This window comes from Bradyrhizobium campsiandrae, from assembly GCF_014529705.1.
Taxonomy (GTDB): domain Bacteria; phylum Pseudomonadota; class Alphaproteobacteria; order Rhizobiales; family Xanthobacteraceae; genus Bradyrhizobium; species Bradyrhizobium campsiandrae.
On sequence record NZ_JAANIH010000004.1, the window covers coordinates 26,166 to 41,023 of the forward strand.

Annotated in this window: 21 protein-coding genes and 1 pseudogene; 14 read left to right on the plus strand and 8 right to left on the minus strand. The window is 64.7% G+C overall.

Annotated elements, in window-relative coordinates:
* Positions 1 to 13: 13 nt before the first annotated feature.
* Genes G8O24_RS03975 through G8O24_RS03985 form a run of 3 tightly spaced genes read right to left on the minus strand, consistent with a single transcriptional unit; the run spans position 14 to position 1,631 of the window.
* Complete coding sequence (locus tag G8O24_RS03975; RefSeq protein WP_188096682.1) at positions 14 to 781, minus strand: dienelactone hydrolase family protein; 768 nt, start codon at positions 779 to 781, stop codon at positions 14 to 16.
* 33 nt (positions 782 to 814) lie between these two features.
* Positions 815 to 1,144, minus strand: a complete 330-nt coding sequence (locus G8O24_RS03980) for an iron-sulfur cluster assembly protein (protein ID WP_188096684.1) — start codon at positions 1,142 to 1,144, stop codon at positions 815 to 817.
* Positions 1,145 to 1,151: 7 nt separating this feature from the next.
* The gene (locus tag G8O24_RS03985; RefSeq protein WP_188096686.1) at positions 1,152 to 1,631 is read right to left on the minus strand and encodes a hypothetical protein; all 480 of its coding nucleotides are present in this window, start codon (positions 1,629 to 1,631) and stop codon (positions 1,152 to 1,154) included.
* A 358-nt stretch (positions 1,632 to 1,989) separates the two neighbouring features.
* Between G8O24_RS03985 and G8O24_RS03990 the strand changes: the two genes are divergently transcribed.
* The 3 genes from G8O24_RS03990 to G8O24_RS04000 are packed head-to-tail and all read left to right on the plus strand — an operon-like array spanning position 1,990 to position 2,927.
* Positions 1,990 to 2,223 (plus strand): BolA family protein, encoded by a 234-nt coding sequence (locus G8O24_RS03990; protein WP_188097053.1) that lies wholly within the window; start codon positions 1,990 to 1,992, stop codon positions 2,221 to 2,223.
* Positions 2,224 to 2,241: 18 nt separating this feature from the next.
* Positions 2,242 to 2,577: a Grx4 family monothiol glutaredoxin gene (gene grxD / locus G8O24_RS03995; RefSeq protein ID WP_188096688.1), complete on the plus strand. Its 336-nt coding sequence runs from the start codon at positions 2,242 to 2,244 to the stop codon at positions 2,575 to 2,577.
* The gene (locus tag G8O24_RS04000; RefSeq protein WP_188096690.1) at positions 2,574 to 2,927 is read left to right on the plus strand and encodes a (2Fe-2S) ferredoxin domain-containing protein; all 354 of its coding nucleotides are present in this window, start codon (positions 2,574 to 2,576) and stop codon (positions 2,925 to 2,927) included. The genes grxD and G8O24_RS04000 overlap by 4 nt, the downstream gene beginning before the upstream one ends.
* Positions 2,928 to 2,930: 3 nt before the next feature.
* On the opposite strand, the gene G8O24_RS04005 is transcribed toward G8O24_RS04000, so the two are convergent.
* Both G8O24_RS04005 and G8O24_RS04010 read right to left on the minus strand, forming a co-directional pair.
* Positions 2,931 to 3,341, minus strand: coding sequence for an ArsC/Spx/MgsR family protein (locus G8O24_RS04005; protein ID WP_188096693.1), 411 nt, complete (start codon positions 3,339 to 3,341; stop codon positions 2,931 to 2,933).
* Between the two features lie 10 nt (positions 3,342 to 3,351).
* Positions 3,352 to 3,786, minus strand: a complete 435-nt coding sequence (locus tag G8O24_RS04010) for a response regulator (protein ID WP_188096695.1) — start codon at positions 3,784 to 3,786, stop codon at positions 3,352 to 3,354.
* Positions 3,787 to 4,178: 392 nt separating this feature from the next.
* Between G8O24_RS04010 and nifH the strand changes: the two genes are divergently transcribed.
* From nifH to G8O24_RS04065, 11 genes are all read left to right on the plus strand, one after another.
* The gene (gene nifH, locus G8O24_RS04015) at positions 4,179 to 5,063 is read left to right on the plus strand and encodes a nitrogenase iron protein (protein WP_188096697.1); all 885 of its coding nucleotides are present in this window, start codon (positions 4,179 to 4,181) and stop codon (positions 5,061 to 5,063) included.
* A 76-nt stretch (positions 5,064 to 5,139) separates the two neighbouring features.
* A complete protein-coding gene (locus G8O24_RS04020; protein ID WP_188096699.1) occupies positions 5,140 to 5,856 on the plus strand; it encodes a nitrogen fixation protein NifQ in 717 nt (238 codons plus the stop codon).
* 2 nt (positions 5,857 to 5,858) lie between these two features.
* A complete protein-coding gene (irr, locus tag G8O24_RS04025; RefSeq protein WP_244645726.1) occupies positions 5,859 to 6,344 on the plus strand; it encodes a Fur family transcriptional regulator Irr in 486 nt (161 codons plus the stop codon).
* 144 nt (positions 6,345 to 6,488) lie between these two features.
* The gene (gene nifV, locus G8O24_RS04030; protein WP_188096700.1) at positions 6,489 to 7,670 is read left to right on the plus strand and encodes a homocitrate synthase; all 1,182 of its coding nucleotides are present in this window, start codon (positions 6,489 to 6,491) and stop codon (positions 7,668 to 7,670) included.
* Positions 7,671 to 7,677: 7 nt separating this feature from the next.
* On the plus strand, positions 7,678 to 8,469 hold the full coding sequence (cysE, locus tag G8O24_RS04035; RefSeq protein WP_188096703.1) for a serine O-acetyltransferase: 792 nt from the start codon (positions 7,678 to 7,680) through the stop codon (positions 8,467 to 8,469).
* The gene (gene nifW / locus G8O24_RS04040) at positions 8,462 to 8,791 is read left to right on the plus strand and encodes a nitrogenase stabilizing/protective protein NifW (RefSeq protein WP_188096705.1); all 330 of its coding nucleotides are present in this window, start codon (positions 8,462 to 8,464) and stop codon (positions 8,789 to 8,791) included. The genes cysE and nifW overlap by 8 nt, the downstream gene beginning before the upstream one ends.
* Before the next feature lie 195 nt (positions 8,792 to 8,986).
* Complete coding sequence (locus G8O24_RS04045) at positions 8,987 to 9,829, plus strand: electron transfer flavoprotein subunit beta/FixA family protein (protein ID WP_188096706.1); 843 nt, start codon at positions 8,987 to 8,989, stop codon at positions 9,827 to 9,829.
* 20 nt (positions 9,830 to 9,849) lie between these two features.
* Positions 9,850 to 10,956 carry an electron transfer flavoprotein subunit alpha/FixB family protein gene (locus tag G8O24_RS04050; RefSeq protein WP_188096708.1) on the plus strand — a complete coding sequence of 369 codons (1,107 nt, stop codon included), beginning with the start codon at positions 9,850 to 9,852 and terminating at the stop codon, positions 10,954 to 10,956.
* A gap of 15 nt (positions 10,957 to 10,971) precedes the next feature.
* Positions 10,972 to 12,279, plus strand: a complete 1,308-nt coding sequence (locus tag G8O24_RS04055; RefSeq protein ID WP_188096711.1) for an FAD-dependent oxidoreductase — start codon at positions 10,972 to 10,974, stop codon at positions 12,277 to 12,279.
* Between the two features lie 37 nt (positions 12,280 to 12,316).
* Positions 12,317 to 12,613 carry a ferredoxin family protein gene (locus G8O24_RS04060; RefSeq protein WP_188096714.1) on the plus strand — a complete coding sequence of 99 codons (297 nt, stop codon included), beginning with the start codon at positions 12,317 to 12,319 and terminating at the stop codon, positions 12,611 to 12,613.
* 6 nt (positions 12,614 to 12,619) lie between these two features.
* On the plus strand, positions 12,620 to 12,826 hold the full coding sequence (locus tag G8O24_RS04065) for a TOBE domain-containing protein (RefSeq protein WP_080136000.1): 207 nt from the start codon (positions 12,620 to 12,622) through the stop codon (positions 12,824 to 12,826).
* Here G8O24_RS04065 and G8O24_RS44010 read toward each other — a convergent pair.
* The 3 genes and pseudogenes from G8O24_RS44010 to modB all read right to left on the minus strand — a co-directional run bounded on the left by G8O24_RS44010 (position 12,800) and on the right by modB (position 14,853).
* The gene (locus tag G8O24_RS44010; protein WP_306666290.1) at positions 12,800 to 13,417 is read right to left on the minus strand and encodes a DUF2478 domain-containing protein; all 618 of its coding nucleotides are present in this window, start codon (positions 13,415 to 13,417) and stop codon (positions 12,800 to 12,802) included. The two genes, G8O24_RS04065 and G8O24_RS44010, sit on opposite strands and share 27 nt — an antisense overlap.
* Positions 13,418 to 13,495: 78 nt before the next feature.
* Positions 13,496 to 14,170: pseudogene (gene modC / locus G8O24_RS44015) on the minus strand (molybdenum ABC transporter ATP-binding protein); the annotation flags it as partial.
* The gene (gene modB / locus G8O24_RS04075; protein ID WP_188096718.1) at positions 14,167 to 14,853 is read right to left on the minus strand and encodes a molybdate ABC transporter permease subunit; all 687 of its coding nucleotides are present in this window, start codon (positions 14,851 to 14,853) and stop codon (positions 14,167 to 14,169) included. The pseudogene modC and the gene modB, both read right to left, overlap by 4 nt.
* Positions 14,854 to 14,858: the final 5 nt, after the last annotated feature.

The window sequence follows — 14,858 nt, forward strand, 5'->3', positions numbered from 1 at the left end:
TGGCAAGGCTCCCTCAGTCCAGCGGCGGTCCGAGATCGTCGTCGGCCTTCTTCTTTTTCTTCTTCTCGGTCTTGGCCTGGGCATAGGCGCCGGCATTCTTCAACAGGATCGGCTGCTGTCCTTCGACATATTGCGAGATCCAGAACAGAGTGCGCTCCAGCGCCTTCTCCGCTGCCTCCGGGCGGAAATTGCCGCGCTCGTTGCAGCCGAACCCCTGGGCGGCGTCTGGATAGGTGAAGGCGCTGACGTCGGGACGCCAGGCGCGGAATTGCGTGATGGCTTCGAGCGGCAGCTCCGGATCGCTCTCACCGAAATGCAGCAGCGTCGGGACCTTCCGCTTCTCGCGATAGTCCGCAACGGTCCCGCTGCCGTCATAGCCGATCACGCAGGCAATGCCGTTGACCTTGTTGGCAGCGGTGTAGGCGAGGTCACCACCCCAACAATAGCCGACGACCGCGACCTTGCCGGCGTCCTTCACGGCGTCGACGGCCGTCTGAATGTCCGAGATCGCCTGATCGTTGCCGATCTGCACGCTGATGGCCGCGCCCTCGGCCTTGCCGCCCTCATCGTGATCGAGACTGACGCCGGGCTGGACTCGGTCGAACAGGGATGGCGCGATCGCGACGTAGCCCTTGGCGGCGAAGGCATCGGCGACCTTGCGAATCTCCGGCGTGACGCCGAAGACGTCCTGGAGGACCACGACGGCGCCCTTGGGTGTATCCGCAGGCTCGGCACGATAGGCGGAGAAACTGGCTCCGTCGCTGGCGGTCAGTTCGATCATTGCGTCTTCTCCTCTCCGATGGTCTCGTTGTTATTAGAGCAGGCCGAGTTCGAGCTTGACGTCGTCGGTCATCCGCGATGAGTCCCAGGGCGGATCGAACACCAGCCGTACCTCAACGCTATCGACGCCGCCGACGTCGCTCACTGCCTTTTCAACCCAGGACAGCATCTCGCCAGCGACCGGGCAGCCCGGTGCGGTCAGCGTCATGTCGATCTCGACCAGGCCGCGATCCTTCGGCTCGATCCGGTAGATCAGGCCGAGGTCGTAGATGTTCACCGGGATTTCGGGATCGTGAACGGTCCGCAACGCGGCGACGATGCCGGCGATCAGCGTCTCGTTGTCGGCAAGCGCCGTCGTCATCATCGCTCCCTCACTGCAGTCCCTCGGCGAGCGCTGCGACGACCGGCCAGCCGACCGCGCCGGTGGGATCGAGCCGGCGTAGCGCAGCGAGCAGTTCTCGGGCCTGCTTCTGTTCGTCCTTGCGCAGATGGATGAAGGCGAGGGCCTTCAACGTGTAAAGCGCGAAGCGACCTGCGCCGTCAGGCAGCTCGGCCTGCGGTGGCCAGCTTCGCCAATCCGGGCTCCAGCCGGCCTGATGGGCGGCTTCGCGCAAGCCGCGCTCGGCGATGTCCTGTGCTTCGTCGAGGCGGCCGCGATAGGTGTGGGTCTTGTAGAGGCAGAAATAGACCGCAAGCTCCGTCGGCGCCGCGTCCAGGGCCTGACGGAAGATGCGATCTGCTTCAAGCGGATTGCGGCGATAGCTGACTACGCCCTGCTGTAGCAGCGAGTCGAGTTCCGGCGCCAGCTCGCCGAAATTGATGCCATCGGAATCGACGAGGACGGCCGTCATGCGGCGCTCGCCGTCGCTGAGATGCGGCGTCGAACGTCGGGGCCGCTGCAATCTGTGTGGGACATCTGAATTCCTCGTCTTGCGTATCGGAATACGGGCGTAGCCCCTACGAAGCAAAAGCCGGGCCGGATGTGAATCGCGGCGAAAGTGCTTCGATTCGGGAGGTACCGCGAGGCATCGTCGTTGCGTTCGGGGCAAGGCCATTCGCCTTCGTCACGTCATCGACATGGACACGTGCGGACGTTGTCGGAAGTCGGACATGGCGCCGGATCTCGGGTGCGCAAATCCCTCGGAACACACGCGTTCCGAAACTGGTTTGTCGCTTGCATGGCGCCGTCCCAGAGCAGGAGTGTGCGACATGGCGATGGCGGGACCGGACATCGAAAAATTGATCAGGGAAGCGTTTCCGGACGCCCATGTGATCGTGACGGACCTTGCGGGCGACGGCGATCATTACGGCGCACGCGTGGTCTCGCAGGCCTTTGCCGGCAAAAGCCGCATCCAGCAGCACCAAATGGTCTACGCCGCTCTGAAGGGGCAAATGGGTGCGGCGCTGCATGCGCTCGCGCTCGAAACAGGGGTGCCGAAATGAATATGGAAGGATGTAATCATGAGTGAACCGACCGAGCAACGCATCAAGGACATCATCGCGGGCAGCGACGTCGGGCTGTTCATGAAGGGCGTTCCGACCGCGCCGCAATGCGGCTTCTCCGGAACTGTCGTGCAGATATTGAACGGCCTCGGCGTGCCCTTCACCGGCATCAACGTGCTCGCCGACCCTGACGTCCGCGAGGGCATCAAATCGTTCTCGAACTGGCCGACCATTCCGCAGCTCTACGTCAAGGGAGAGTTTGTCGGTGGCTGCGACATCGTGCGCGAGATGTTCAAGCTTGGCGAGCTGGCGGCGGTGCTGAATGACAAGGGCGTTGCGGTGGCGGCGTTATGAGCGACGGAATGAACGAGGAGTTCGAGCTGCCGCAGCTCTACCGCCATCACGTCTTCGCCTGCCACACGCAGCGGCCGCCCGGCCATCCGCGCGGAAGCTGCGGCGCGTCCGGCGGCGGGCCGCTGTGGGAACGGCTCGGCAAGGCGATCGAGACGAAGGGCCTCACCGACGTCGGCTTCACTGCGGCCGGCTGCCTCGGCTTTTGCGGCGCCGGTCCGCTGATGGTCGTCTATCCCGACGGTGTATGGTACCGGCCGACGACCCCGGAGGACATCGACGAGATCGTTGACGAGCACCTGAAACAAGGCCGGCGCGTCGATCGCCTGGTGATGGTGCTGGCGCGGAGCTGAGTTTTATGGCTCCGCGCAAGGCGGCATCGCCTCCGGTCGCGTGCAGCCCTGAAGATCGCTGCCCTCACCGCCGAGCAAGGATGGCACCGGCTCGCGGTCGAAGCCGGCGCATCTTGCGCCATCAACGTCGATCAGCGGGCGCCGGATCAGCAGGGCATCGTCGAGCATCAACGCGATCGCGTTCGCCGCGTCGATCTCCGCCGGCTTGACTTCGCCGGCTTTGATTCGCGGCGAGGCCGGGTTGAACCAGGACACGGTGGGTGTCGCACCGAAGAAGGCGAGCAGACGCTCCGCGGTCCAGGGCTCGGCCAGCAGGCTCTTCGCGATCACCTGATGGCCGGCCGTCTCCAGCGCGCGGATCTGCCGGGCGTTGGTTCCGCAGCCCGGCTTCTGGTAGAACAACACGGTCGCCACGCAAGTGCTCCTATTTCATCAGGCTGAGCTGGACCAGCGGCGCGGCGCCGCCGCGGCCGAGGATCGTGTCGACTTTCTTGCGCACACCCTCCAGCGTCAGCGGTTTCACCACTGCGCCGGCGGCGCCCGCCTTCATGGCCTCGACAGCGGTGGTCTCGTCGGACTTGTCGGTAACGACGAGAACGCGCACGCCTGGAAATCTCGCGCAGAGCTCGCCAATCAGGGCCACGCCGTGCGCCTTTACCAAGGAGACGCCGAGCAGCACCACGTCGGGCTTCAGCCAGTCAACGCCCTTGGCATAGGCCTCTTCCGGCGTTGCAAGCTCGTGCGTCTCGATCTCGTCATGCAGCATGAACTGGAGCGCTGCGCGGGTGATCTCGTCCTCGTCGATCACGAATACGCGCCGCTGGTCGACGGCCTTGGCTGTCTCGACACCGATCTGCATCTGTCGCTCTCCTCACATCGCTTCGAAATGGGAGTTAGCAATTTCCGTTCCGCATCCGCGCAGCTGATATGGCGGTGCCTTTGCACCGCCATCGCTGCGGTTCTTGTCCGGTTTCTGACAGAAGCCGTACCTCTGTAGGGTTCGACACAGCTTCTGTCTTCCGCGCGCGTTGAAATATTTCGCGAGCGTGATCAGCGCCTTAGAGCGCGCGCGGCGAATGGCACGCCAGTTGCTATTTGGGTGGGGCAACAACGAGTGAGGGCTGAGAACACGCCGACGCTGCTGGCGAGCGATGTTCTCCTTCCCGAACCCCGCGGGCCCACGCTTCTGAGAGAGAAGCAATCTCGCGCAAGCAGCGCGGAGTCATTGGCAATCGGTTGATGGAGAGCAACATGTCTTCACTGAGGCAAATCGCGTTTTACGGCAAGGGTGGTATCGGCAAATCGACGACGTCGCAGAACACGCTCGCAGCGCTTGCCGAGATGGGTCACAAGATCCTGATCGTCGGCTGCGATCCCAAGGCGGACTCGACCCGCCTGATCCTGCACGCCAAGGCGCAGGACACCATTCTGAGCCTCGCGGCCAACGCTGGCAGCGTCGAGGATCTCGAGATCGAGGACGTCATGAAGGTCGGCTACAAGGACATTCGCTGCGTCGAGTCCGGCGGTCCGGAGCCGGGCGTCGGCTGCGCCGGCCGCGGCGTCATCACCTCGATCAACTTCCTGGAAGAGAACGGCGCCTATGAGGACATCGACTACGTGTCTTACGACGTGCTCGGCGACGTCGTCTGCGGCGGCTTCGCGATGCCGATCCGCGAGAACAAGGCGCAGGAAATCTACATCGTGATGTCCGGCGAGATGATGGCGATGTACGCCGCCAACAACATCTCCAAGGGCATTCTGAAATACGCCAATTCCGGCGGCGTCCGCCTTGGCGGCCTGGTCTGCAACGAGCGCCAGACCGACAAGGAGCTGGAACTGGCGGAAGCGCTGGCCAAGAAGCTCGGCACGCAGCTCATCTATTTCGTGCCGCGCGACAACATCGTGCAGCACGCCGAGCTGCGCCGCATGACCGTGTTGGAATATGCCCCCGACTCCAAGCAGGCGGATCACTATCGCAACCTCGCGACCAAGATCCACAACAACGGCGGCAAGGGCATCATCCCGACCCCGATCAGCATGGACGAGCTCGAGGACATGCTGATGGAGCACGGCATCATGAAGGCGGTCGACGAAAGCCAGATCGGCAAGAGCGCCGCCGAGCTCGCGACGGCCTGAGCATCCTACCGGCCTCTCCGCGTTGGGGAGGCCGCCCCTTTTGGGCGACCCTGCGGCATAACCGGCGGAGCCTTCCGTGATCGTGACGCAAGCGAGGACGATCGAAGCGACAGCGCATCCACTGGCGGGCTCGAACGCCTGCAGGCCGCACGCAGGAATAGCATTCTACCGTCTTCTGACCGGTCGAGATCCGGCGGAAGCCGATATCCGCGACGACGCTGATTTCGACCGTCATGTGCTGGCCTCGATTCTGGCCGCTGCAGTGATGGACGGCGGTCCGATCGCCGAGCGCGCCGGTCTTTCGGAGCAGGCGTTCAACGACCTGATCGCTGGCCATTTCCCAGCGGCCATGGTCCGCGCGTTCGTCTGGACGCCCAAACCCGCCTCCGAAGTCGACGACGAGACGACGATGGTGCGCGATCTCCTGCTCACGCAGCGTTCAACCGATGGCGATGTCGGCCGCTGGCTCGCAGCGATGGTGGCGCGGCGCGCCATGGAACCGAACCATCTCTGGGAAGATCTCGGATTGCGCGAGCGGGCGGAACTGTCGCGCCTGTTGATGCGTCATTTTGCGCCGCTGGCAAGCCGTAACACGAAGAACATGCGCTGGAAGCGCTTCTTCTACCGCATGCTCTGCGAGGACGACGGCTTCGTCATGTGTACGACGCCCGTCTGCACCCAATGCAACGATTTCGAGCTCTGCTTCGGCGAGGAGAGCGGCGAAAGCCGCATGGCCGAGCGCCGGCGGGAATTTTTGCGCGGCAGCGGCCATCATGTTGACGGCGTGAGGTGATCATGGACGCGTATCCGGACATGTCCGTCATCGATGTGCCGGACGGGGAGCCGTCAGCTCAGCGCGGATTCTGTCACGGCGAAAGCTCCGCGTTCCGCCGGTTGCGAGATGCCGGCCTGCGGCCCACGCGCCAGCGTGTGCTGCTGGCGGAACTGCTGTTTGGCCAGGAGCATCGTCACGTCACCGCGGAGACGCTCTTTGCCGAGTCTGTCGAGGCCAACGTCCAGCTCTCCTTGGCAACCGTCTACAACACGCTCAACCAGTTTACCCAGGCCGGACTGTTGCGCCGCATCGGCCCGGATGGCTCGCGCTCATTCTTCGACACCAATACGACGGTGCATCCGCATTTCTACCTTCACGGCGAGGATAGGCTGATCGACGTCCCCGAGACGCTTGTCCTCGAGCAGATGCCCGAGCCCTTGCCGGGTCATGAGATCTCACGGCTCGACATCATCATCCATATCCGTCGCAAGTCTGCGGACATCTGACACGTCGCCTGTCCGACGCTGTCGCATTTGCGACAAAGTGGGGCGCGTCGATAACTCTATTGATTTCAAGTGCTTACTGGCCGACCCGACGATGGCACGAGGGTTGCTGAACTCCTGATCGGAATGAATGATGGGAGTGCGCGGATGGTGTTTTCCGACCCGACGAAGCGACTGGACGGTGGTCAGCCTCGACACGTCGTCCTGAACGACACCACGCTGCGTGATGGCGAGCAGGCACCAGGCGTCGCCTTCACCACCGCGGAGAAAGTCTCGATCGCGCGCGCACTGGCCTCGGCCGGCGTCACGGAGATCGAAGCCGGCACGCCTGCGATGGGCCACGACGAGGTGAGCGCGATCCGCGCCATCGTCGAAGCCGGGCTGCCGGCGACCGCAATCGGCTGGTGCCGGATGCGGACATTGGATGTCGACGCGGCCATCGAGGCTGGCGTCTCCATGGTGAATGTGTCGATCCCAACCTCCGACGTGCAGATCGCCGCCAAGCTCGACGGTGGCCGGCCGGCGGCGCTGGAGCAGGTGAGGCGGGTGGTCGGCTATGCCCGCGACAAGGGCCTCGACGTTGCGGTCGGCGCCGAGGATTCTTCGCGCGCCGATGTCGACTTCCTGGCCGAGCTGATCGCAACCGCAAAGGCCGCAGGCGCGCGACGCTTCCGCATCGCCGACACCTTGAGCGTGCTTGACCCCGACGCCGCCTTCGCATTGCTGGCGGCAGTTCGCGCCACCACGGATCTGGAGCTCGAGTTCCACGGCCACGACGATCTTGGCCTTGCGACCGCCAATACGCTGGCCGCGATCAAGGCGGGCGCCACGCATGCATCCGTTACCGTGATCGGTCTCGGCGAGCGAGCGGGCAATGCTCCGCTGGAAGAGGTCGCGGTCGCGCTCAAACAACTCTATGGCTGCGATACCGGCGTGGTGCTGTCCGAACTGGAGAAGGTAGCTTCCGTAGTTGCTGCTGCGGCAGCGCGCGCCATCCCGCTCAACAAGGCGATTGTGGGCGAACATGTCTTCACCCACGAGTCCGGCATTCACGTCGACGGCCTGTTGAAGGATCAGCGCACCTATCAGGCGCTGGATCCGCGCCTGCTCGGCCGCTCCAATCGCATCGTGATCGGAAAGCATTCTGGCCTTGCGGCGATCACCGCGCTGCTCGCCGAGCTGCAGCTCTCCGTCAATGCGGAAGAAGCAAAGACCGTGCTCGCCCGCGTTCGCCAGCATGCCGTGGCGCACAAGGGCGCCGTTGGCCGGGAGACCGTGACGGCGATCTGGCGCGAGGTGCGCGAGCGCTCTCTTCTCAATTGCGCGTGAGGGTATCATGGCCTGTGTCGTCGACATTCCGCTCGTTGAACCATCACCTCCCGGACCGGTACAGCCGTCCGTGCTGAAGTTGATCCGAGAGGACATCGGCTGCGTGCGCCAGCGCGATCCGGCCGCGCGCAGCCACCTCGAGACGATCCTGACCTATCCGGGCATCCATGCCGTGATCTGGTACCGGATCGCGAACCGGCTGTGGACCGGCGGCTGGCGTTTTCCGGCGCGGCTGTTGTCCTGGTTCGGCCGCTTCGCGAGCAATGTCGACATCCACCCTGGCGCGCGTATCGGCCGGCGCTTCTTCATCGACCACGGCGCCTGCGTCGTCATCGGCGAGACCGCCGAGATCGGCGACGACGTCACGCTCTATCACGGCGTCACGCTCGGCGGCACCTCGTGGTTTCCAGGCAAGCGCCACCCGACGCTGGAAGATCGGGTCGTGGTCGGAGCCGGCGCAAAGATCCTCGGGCCGATCACGGTCGGCGCCGGTTCGCGCGTCGGCGCCAATTCGGTCGTGATCGACAGCACCCCACCCGACGTCACCGTTGTCGGCATTCCGGCCCGCGTCGTGCGACCGCAGCTCAGTCATCGCCGCGTGGTTGGCCGGATCGATCTCGACCATCATCTGATGCCCGACCCCGTCGGCGATGCCATTGCCGTGCTGCTCGACCGCGTCGAGTTTCTGGAGGCGCGGCTCACCCACATGCAGAGGCGCGCCAGGGATGCCGGCACGCCCACGACGCAACGCCCAAACGGCACGATGCCGCAGAGCCCGATGGAGAGCGACAATGGCTGATGGAATTCTGGTGCAGCTCAACAGGGCATCGGCGGCCGAAGAATTCTTCGCCCTGCTCGGGGTCGATTACGATCCGAAGGTCGTCAACGTGGCGCGGCTGCATATCCTGCGGCGCATGGGCCAGTATCTTGCCGGAGAGGACTTTTCCGGCGCGACCGACGAAACCGTGGCAGTACGGTGCAAGACCGTGCTCGAGCGTGCCTATGCGGACTTCGTCGCCTCGACGCCGATCGACCAGCGCGTCTTCAAAGTTCTGAAGGACGCCGTCGCGCCACAGCCGAAGCAGACGCCGACATTGGTGCAGATCGGCACGCTGAAGTGAATCCGTGTTCTGTCGCATTTGCGACGCGTGTTGCAGCGACGTTGTCGGCTCAACTGCCCGAGGCGGATGCAAGCGATACCGTCGCTCTTCTAAGTCGCTGCATCAACATCCGTTTTTTATCGCCCGCGCAGTTGGTACGACACTTGCTGTTCTTGCTCTGAACCGAGTTTCTGAAGACGAGTCCTGGAGAAGCACATGCACATCGTTGTCTGCATCAAGCAGGTTCCGGACTCCGCGCAGATCCGCGTGCATCCGGTGACCAACACCATCATGCGTCAGGGCGTGCCCACCATCATCAACCCCTACGACCTGTTCGCACTGGAAGCCGCGCTCGAGCTGCGCGACCAGTTCGGCGGTGAGGTCACGGTGCTGACCATGGGGCCGCCCTCGGCCGAAGATTCCTTGCGCAAGGCGCTGACCTTTGGCGCCGATCGGGCCGTACTTTTGACCGACCGCTTCTTCGCCGGCGCCGATACGTTGGCCACGACCTATGCGCTGGCGACGGCGATCCGCAAGATCTCGACCGAGTTCGGTGCGCCCGATCTCGTCTTCACGGGCAAGCAGACGATCGACGGCGATACCGCGCAGGTCGGTCCCGGCATCGCCAAGCGCCTCGGCCTGTTGCAACTCACCTATGTCGCCAAGATCAGCGCGCTCGATCTGACAGCCCGGACCATCGACGCCGAGCGGCGCTCCGAGGGCGGCGTGCAACTCCTGCGCACCAGGCTGCCGTGCCTCGTTACCATGCTGGAGGCGACCAACCAGATCCGGCGCGGCGCCATGGCCGACGCCCTGCGTGCTGCGCGCGCGCCGATCGTCAAATGGAGCGCGCAGGATGCCGGCGTCGAGGACATCTCGAAATGCGGCCTGCGCGGCTCGCCGACCATCGTCAAGCGGGTGTTTGCGCCTGCGGCCCGCAGCGAAAAGGCGGTGCTGATCGAGGGGGGCGAACAGCCGGCCGAGGCGCTGATCGATGCCATCTTCAAGCGCCAGCCGGCGCTCGACGCCGAGCTCGCGGCGCTGGCGCGCGGCTTTTGAGTCGAGAGGAAGCAAGCACCATGGGCACCGCACCGAAAACCGCAGCTCCTGCCGCCGGCCGCGCCGCGACCAAGAAGGAACTGCCCGAGCATTTCAAGGCCTACAAACACGTCTGGGTCTTCATCGAACAGGAGCGTGGCCAAGTCCATCCCGTCTCCTGGGAGCTGATGGGCGCCGGCCGCAAGCTTGCCGACAAGCTCAAGGTCGATCTCGCCGCGGTCGTGATCGGACCCGAAGGCGAGGCGACGCAGAGCGCGGCCGCGGAGTCGTTCTGCTACGGCGCCGACCTCGTCTACATGGTCGCCGACGATCTGCTGGCCGACTATCGCAATGAATCCTACACCAAGGCGCTGACCGACGTCGTCAACACCTACAAGCCGGAGATCCTCCTGCTGGGCGCCACCACGCTAGGCCGCGACCTCGCGGGTTCGGTGGCGACGACTCTGCTCACCGGCCTGACGGCCGATTGCACCGAGCTTGATGTCGATACCGACGGCTCGCTCGCCGCGACACGCCCGACCTTTGGCGGCTCGCTGCTCTGCACGATCTACACGCTGAACTACCGTCCGCAGATGGCGACCGTGCGCCCGCGCGTGATGCCGATGCCGGAACGCGTCGTGCGTCCGGTCGGCCGCGTCGTCAGCCATCCACTCGGCCTCGTCGAAGACGACATCGTGACGAAAGTGCTGTCGTTCCTGCCCGATCGCGATTCCGCAAAATCAAATCTCGCTTATGCCGACGTCGTCGTCGCCGGTGGGCTGGGGCTTGGTTCACCGGAAAACTTCCAGCTGGTGCGCCAGCTCGCCACCGTCCTCGGCGCCGAATATGGCTGCTCGCGGCCCTTGGTGCAGAAGGGCTGGGTCACCTCCGACCGCCAGATCGGCCAGACCGGCAAGACCATCCGCCCGAAGCTCTACATCGCCGCGGGCATTTCCGGCGCGATCCAGCATCGCGTCGGGGTTGAGGGGGCCGATCTGATCGTCGCCATCAACACCGACAGGAATGCGCCGATCTTCGACTTCGCTCACATGGGGATCGTCACGGATGCCATCCGGCTGCTTCCCGCCTTGACGGCGGCGTTCCGCGCCCGGTTGTCACCGCATTCGCGCGACCGGATCGCGAGCTAGAAAGGGAGAGACGCCATGATCGAGGAGAGATTCGATGCCATCGTCGTCGGCGCCGGCATGGCCGGCAACGCGGCGGCGCTCACGCTGGCCCAGCGCGGGCTGAAGGTGCTGCAGCTCGAGCGCGGCGAATATTCCGGCTCGAAGAACGTGCAGGGCGCGATCCTCTATGCCGACATGCTGGAGAAGCTGATCCCCGACTTCCGCGAGGATGCGCCGCTGGAGCGGCATCTGGTCGAGCAGCGATTCTGGATGATGGACGATCGCTCGCACACCGGCCTGCATTATCGTTCCGACGACTTCAACGAGGAGAAGCCGAACCGCTACACCATCATCCGCGCCCAGTTCGACAAATGGTTCTCGCAGAAGGTACGCGAGGCCGGCGCCACCGTGCTGTGCGAGACGACGGTGACCGAGCTGGCGCAGGATGCCTATGGCAAGGTGATCGGCGTGCGGACCGACCGCGCTGACGGCGAGATCCACGCCGACGTCGTGGTGCTGGCGGAAGGCGTCAACGGCCTGCTCGGCACCCGCGCGCATCTGCGCGAGCGGCCCAAGCCAGACAAGGTCGCGCTCGCTGTGAAGGAGATGCATTTCCTGCCGCGCGAAACCATCGAGGCCCGCTTCAACCTCAAAGGCGACGAAGGCGTGGTGATCGAGGCCGCCGGCACCATTTCACGCGGCATGACCGGCATGGGTTTCATCTACGCCAACAAGGAGTGCATCTCGCTCGGTATCGGCTGCCTGGTCGCGGACTTCCAGCGCACCGGCGAGACCCCCTATGGCCTGCTCGACCGCTTCAAGCGGCACCCATCGGTCGCCCCGCTGATTGATGGCTCCGAGGTGAAGGAATATGCCGCGCATCTCATTCCCGAGGGCGGCTTCAAGGCTATTCCGCAGCTCTATGGCGAGGGCTGGGTGGTGGTCGGCGACGCCGCCCAGCTCAACAACGCCATCCATCGCGAGGGCTCGAACCTTGCGATGACGTCGGGCCGCATCGCGGCGGAAGCAATCTTCCAGGTCAAGTCGCGCAAGGATCCGATGACGGCGGAGAACTTGTCGCTCTACAAGTCCATGCTGGACCAGTCCTTCGTCATCAAGGATCTCAAGAAGTACAAGGACATGCCTGCGCTGATGCACACCCAGTCGCAGAGCTTCTTCCTGACCTATCCCGAACTCGTCTCCAGGGCGATGCAGAACTTCCTGCGTGTCGACGGCACCCCGAAGGTGGAGAAGGAGAAGACGACGTTCAAATCGTTCGTCAAGGCGCGGTCGTGGAGCGGGCTGTTCGGCGATGCCTTCCGGCTCGCGCGCGCCTGGCGGTGAGACGAGAACACAGACCATCAACGACGGAGACAAAACCATGTCGATCGAGCCATCCGTGCGTGTCGAGGACAAGCTGTTCTACAATCGTTATCTGGTCGATGCCGGGCGCGCCCACATCAAGGTGCGGCCGCACACCAAGCCGTCGCCGGAGCTCCTCAGCATGCTGAAGGCGTGCCCGGCGCGTTGCTACGAGCTCAACGACAAGGGGCAGGTCGAGATCACCGTCGACGGCTGCATCGAGTGCGGCACCTGTCGCGTGATCTGCGAGGGGAGCGGCGACATCGAGTGGAGCTATCCGCGCGGTGGCTACGGCGTGCTGTTCAAGTTCGGTTGACCCGCCATGAAACTCAGCGCTCGCAACATTCTGCCGGGGCGGATCGTCGCCGTCACCAAGGGAACGACGACGGCCCATGTGAAGATCGAGCTCGCGCCTGGCCTCGTCGTGTTTTCCGCGATCACCAACGAGGCCGTGGACGACCTCGCCCTGAAGGTGGGTGACGCCGTCTCGGCCGTGATCAAGTCATCCGACGTGATGATCGGCAAGTAGCGCCGTAGCTGCACCGGCGTGCCCGCGCGCCGCGCGTGCCCGCTTCATGCGCGACGACAGGTCGTGCCACCAGCCTTCGATCGCGCTCCGCTCACACAGCAGGCTGGTGCCGATCCCGCCGGTAAAATCGTTCCAGGCGTCCAGGCATTTCTCCGGTACTGCCGTCAGCACGGGAATACCGGCGGCGATCGCGTCGGCCAATTCGTCGCGCAGGCCTTCGCCGGCGGCCTCTTGCTTGGAGAACTTGTTGATCACGACGAGATCAACATCCGCTGCGATCGCGCGGGTGACGGCAACCGCCGCTTCGGCGAGGCCCGCGGCGTCGAGCTTGCAGGCCATCGCGCCCGAGCCGAGCGGCTGGCAGATCGAGATCTCGCGGCCGCTCATGAGATCGATCGCCTGCATGCCGACCTGGCAGCCGGTGCCGTCCTTGACGTTGCGCTGGACGATTCCGCCGATCCGCTCGCCCGATCGCACCAGAGCTTCGGCGAAGCTGGCGAGCAAGCTGTCGACGTCATCCTGCGCGCGGTAGAGGATCGCGGCGAGGCGGTTCGGGTCGATGTCGTGGAAGTCGGTCGGCATGGCGGTCATCCTCGTCGGTTTTCCTACGCTCTTTCGTCGATCCGGGCAATCTCCGTGCCGACCACGATCCGCGGCCGGCCGCAGCCCCGAACGGAGGCTCGTCAGCGGTCCGGAGTCGACAACGCGGCCTCGTTCCATCAGCACCAGATAATCGGCAAAGCGCTCGATCTCCGTCATGTCATGGCTGATATAGAAGACGGGCAGCGACAGGCGATCGTGCAGCCGCTCGAGGAATGGTAAAATCTCGTTCCTGGTGGTGCGGTCGAGCGCGGCGAGCGGCTCGTCCATGAGAAGAAGTTTCGGTTGCGACAGCAGCGCGCGGCCAATCGCAACACGCTGCCGCTCGCCGCCGGAGAGGCGGTGCGGCGAGCGGTCGAGCAGGGCAGTGAGGCCGAGCAGCTCCACGACCTCGTCGAACACGATCTGCGCGCCGGCGGCCTTCGGCGCACCGAACAGCAGATTTCGACGCACCGACAGATGCGGAAACAGGCTGGCTTCCTGAAACACGTAGCCGATCGGCCTCCGGTGCACGGGTCGGAAGCAATGATGGTCCTGCCAGATTTCACCGTCCACCGCGCAAAAACCGTCGGACATATGTTGCAGGCCGGAAATGCAGCGCGCGACCGTGGTCTTGCCGCAGCCGGAAGGGCCGAAGATCGCGGTGAAGCCGGTGGCGGGCAGGCTGACCTCGGCATCCAGCAGGAAATTGCCGAGCTTGCCGCGGAAGCCGGCGTTGATGCGGCCGGGCTCTGCGCTTCTCATGCTGCAGCCCTCGCGGCGCGCTTGTCGACCAGCGTCATGGTCAGGATCACGGCAAAGGCGAAGATCACCATAAGGCCGGCGAGTATGCTCGCCTCGCGCCAGCGCGAAGTCTCGACATAGTCGAAGAGCGCGACAGACAGGACCTTGGTGCGGCCGGGAATGTTACCGCCGATCATCAGCACCAGGCCGAACTCGCCGACGGTGTGCGCGAAGCCGAGCACGGCCCCGGTCAGGAAGCCGGGCCGGGCCAGCGGCACGGCGACGGTCCAGAACGTGCGCAAGGGCGAGGCGCGCAAGGTGGCGGCGACCTCGAGCGGTCGCTCGCCCATGGCCGTGAAGGCATTCCGGATCGGCTGCACGACGAAGGGCATGGAATACACCACCGAGCCGATGACCAGGCCTTCGAAGGTGAAGGCGAGCGTGCGCCCGCCCCACAGGTGTGCGATCCATCCGCCGGGCCCGTCGGGGCCAAGCAGCACCAGCAGATAGAAGCCGAGCACGGTTGGCGGCAGCACCAGCGGCAATGCGACCACGCTCGCGACGATCTCGGTCCACCAGGCTTGCGCGCGTGCCAGCGACCAGGCGAGCGGTGTGGCCAGCACCAGCAGGATCGCGGTCGAAATGGTGGCGAGCTCGATCGTGAGCAGCACCGACTGGCGGATTTCCGTCGACCAGATCTCCATGCACG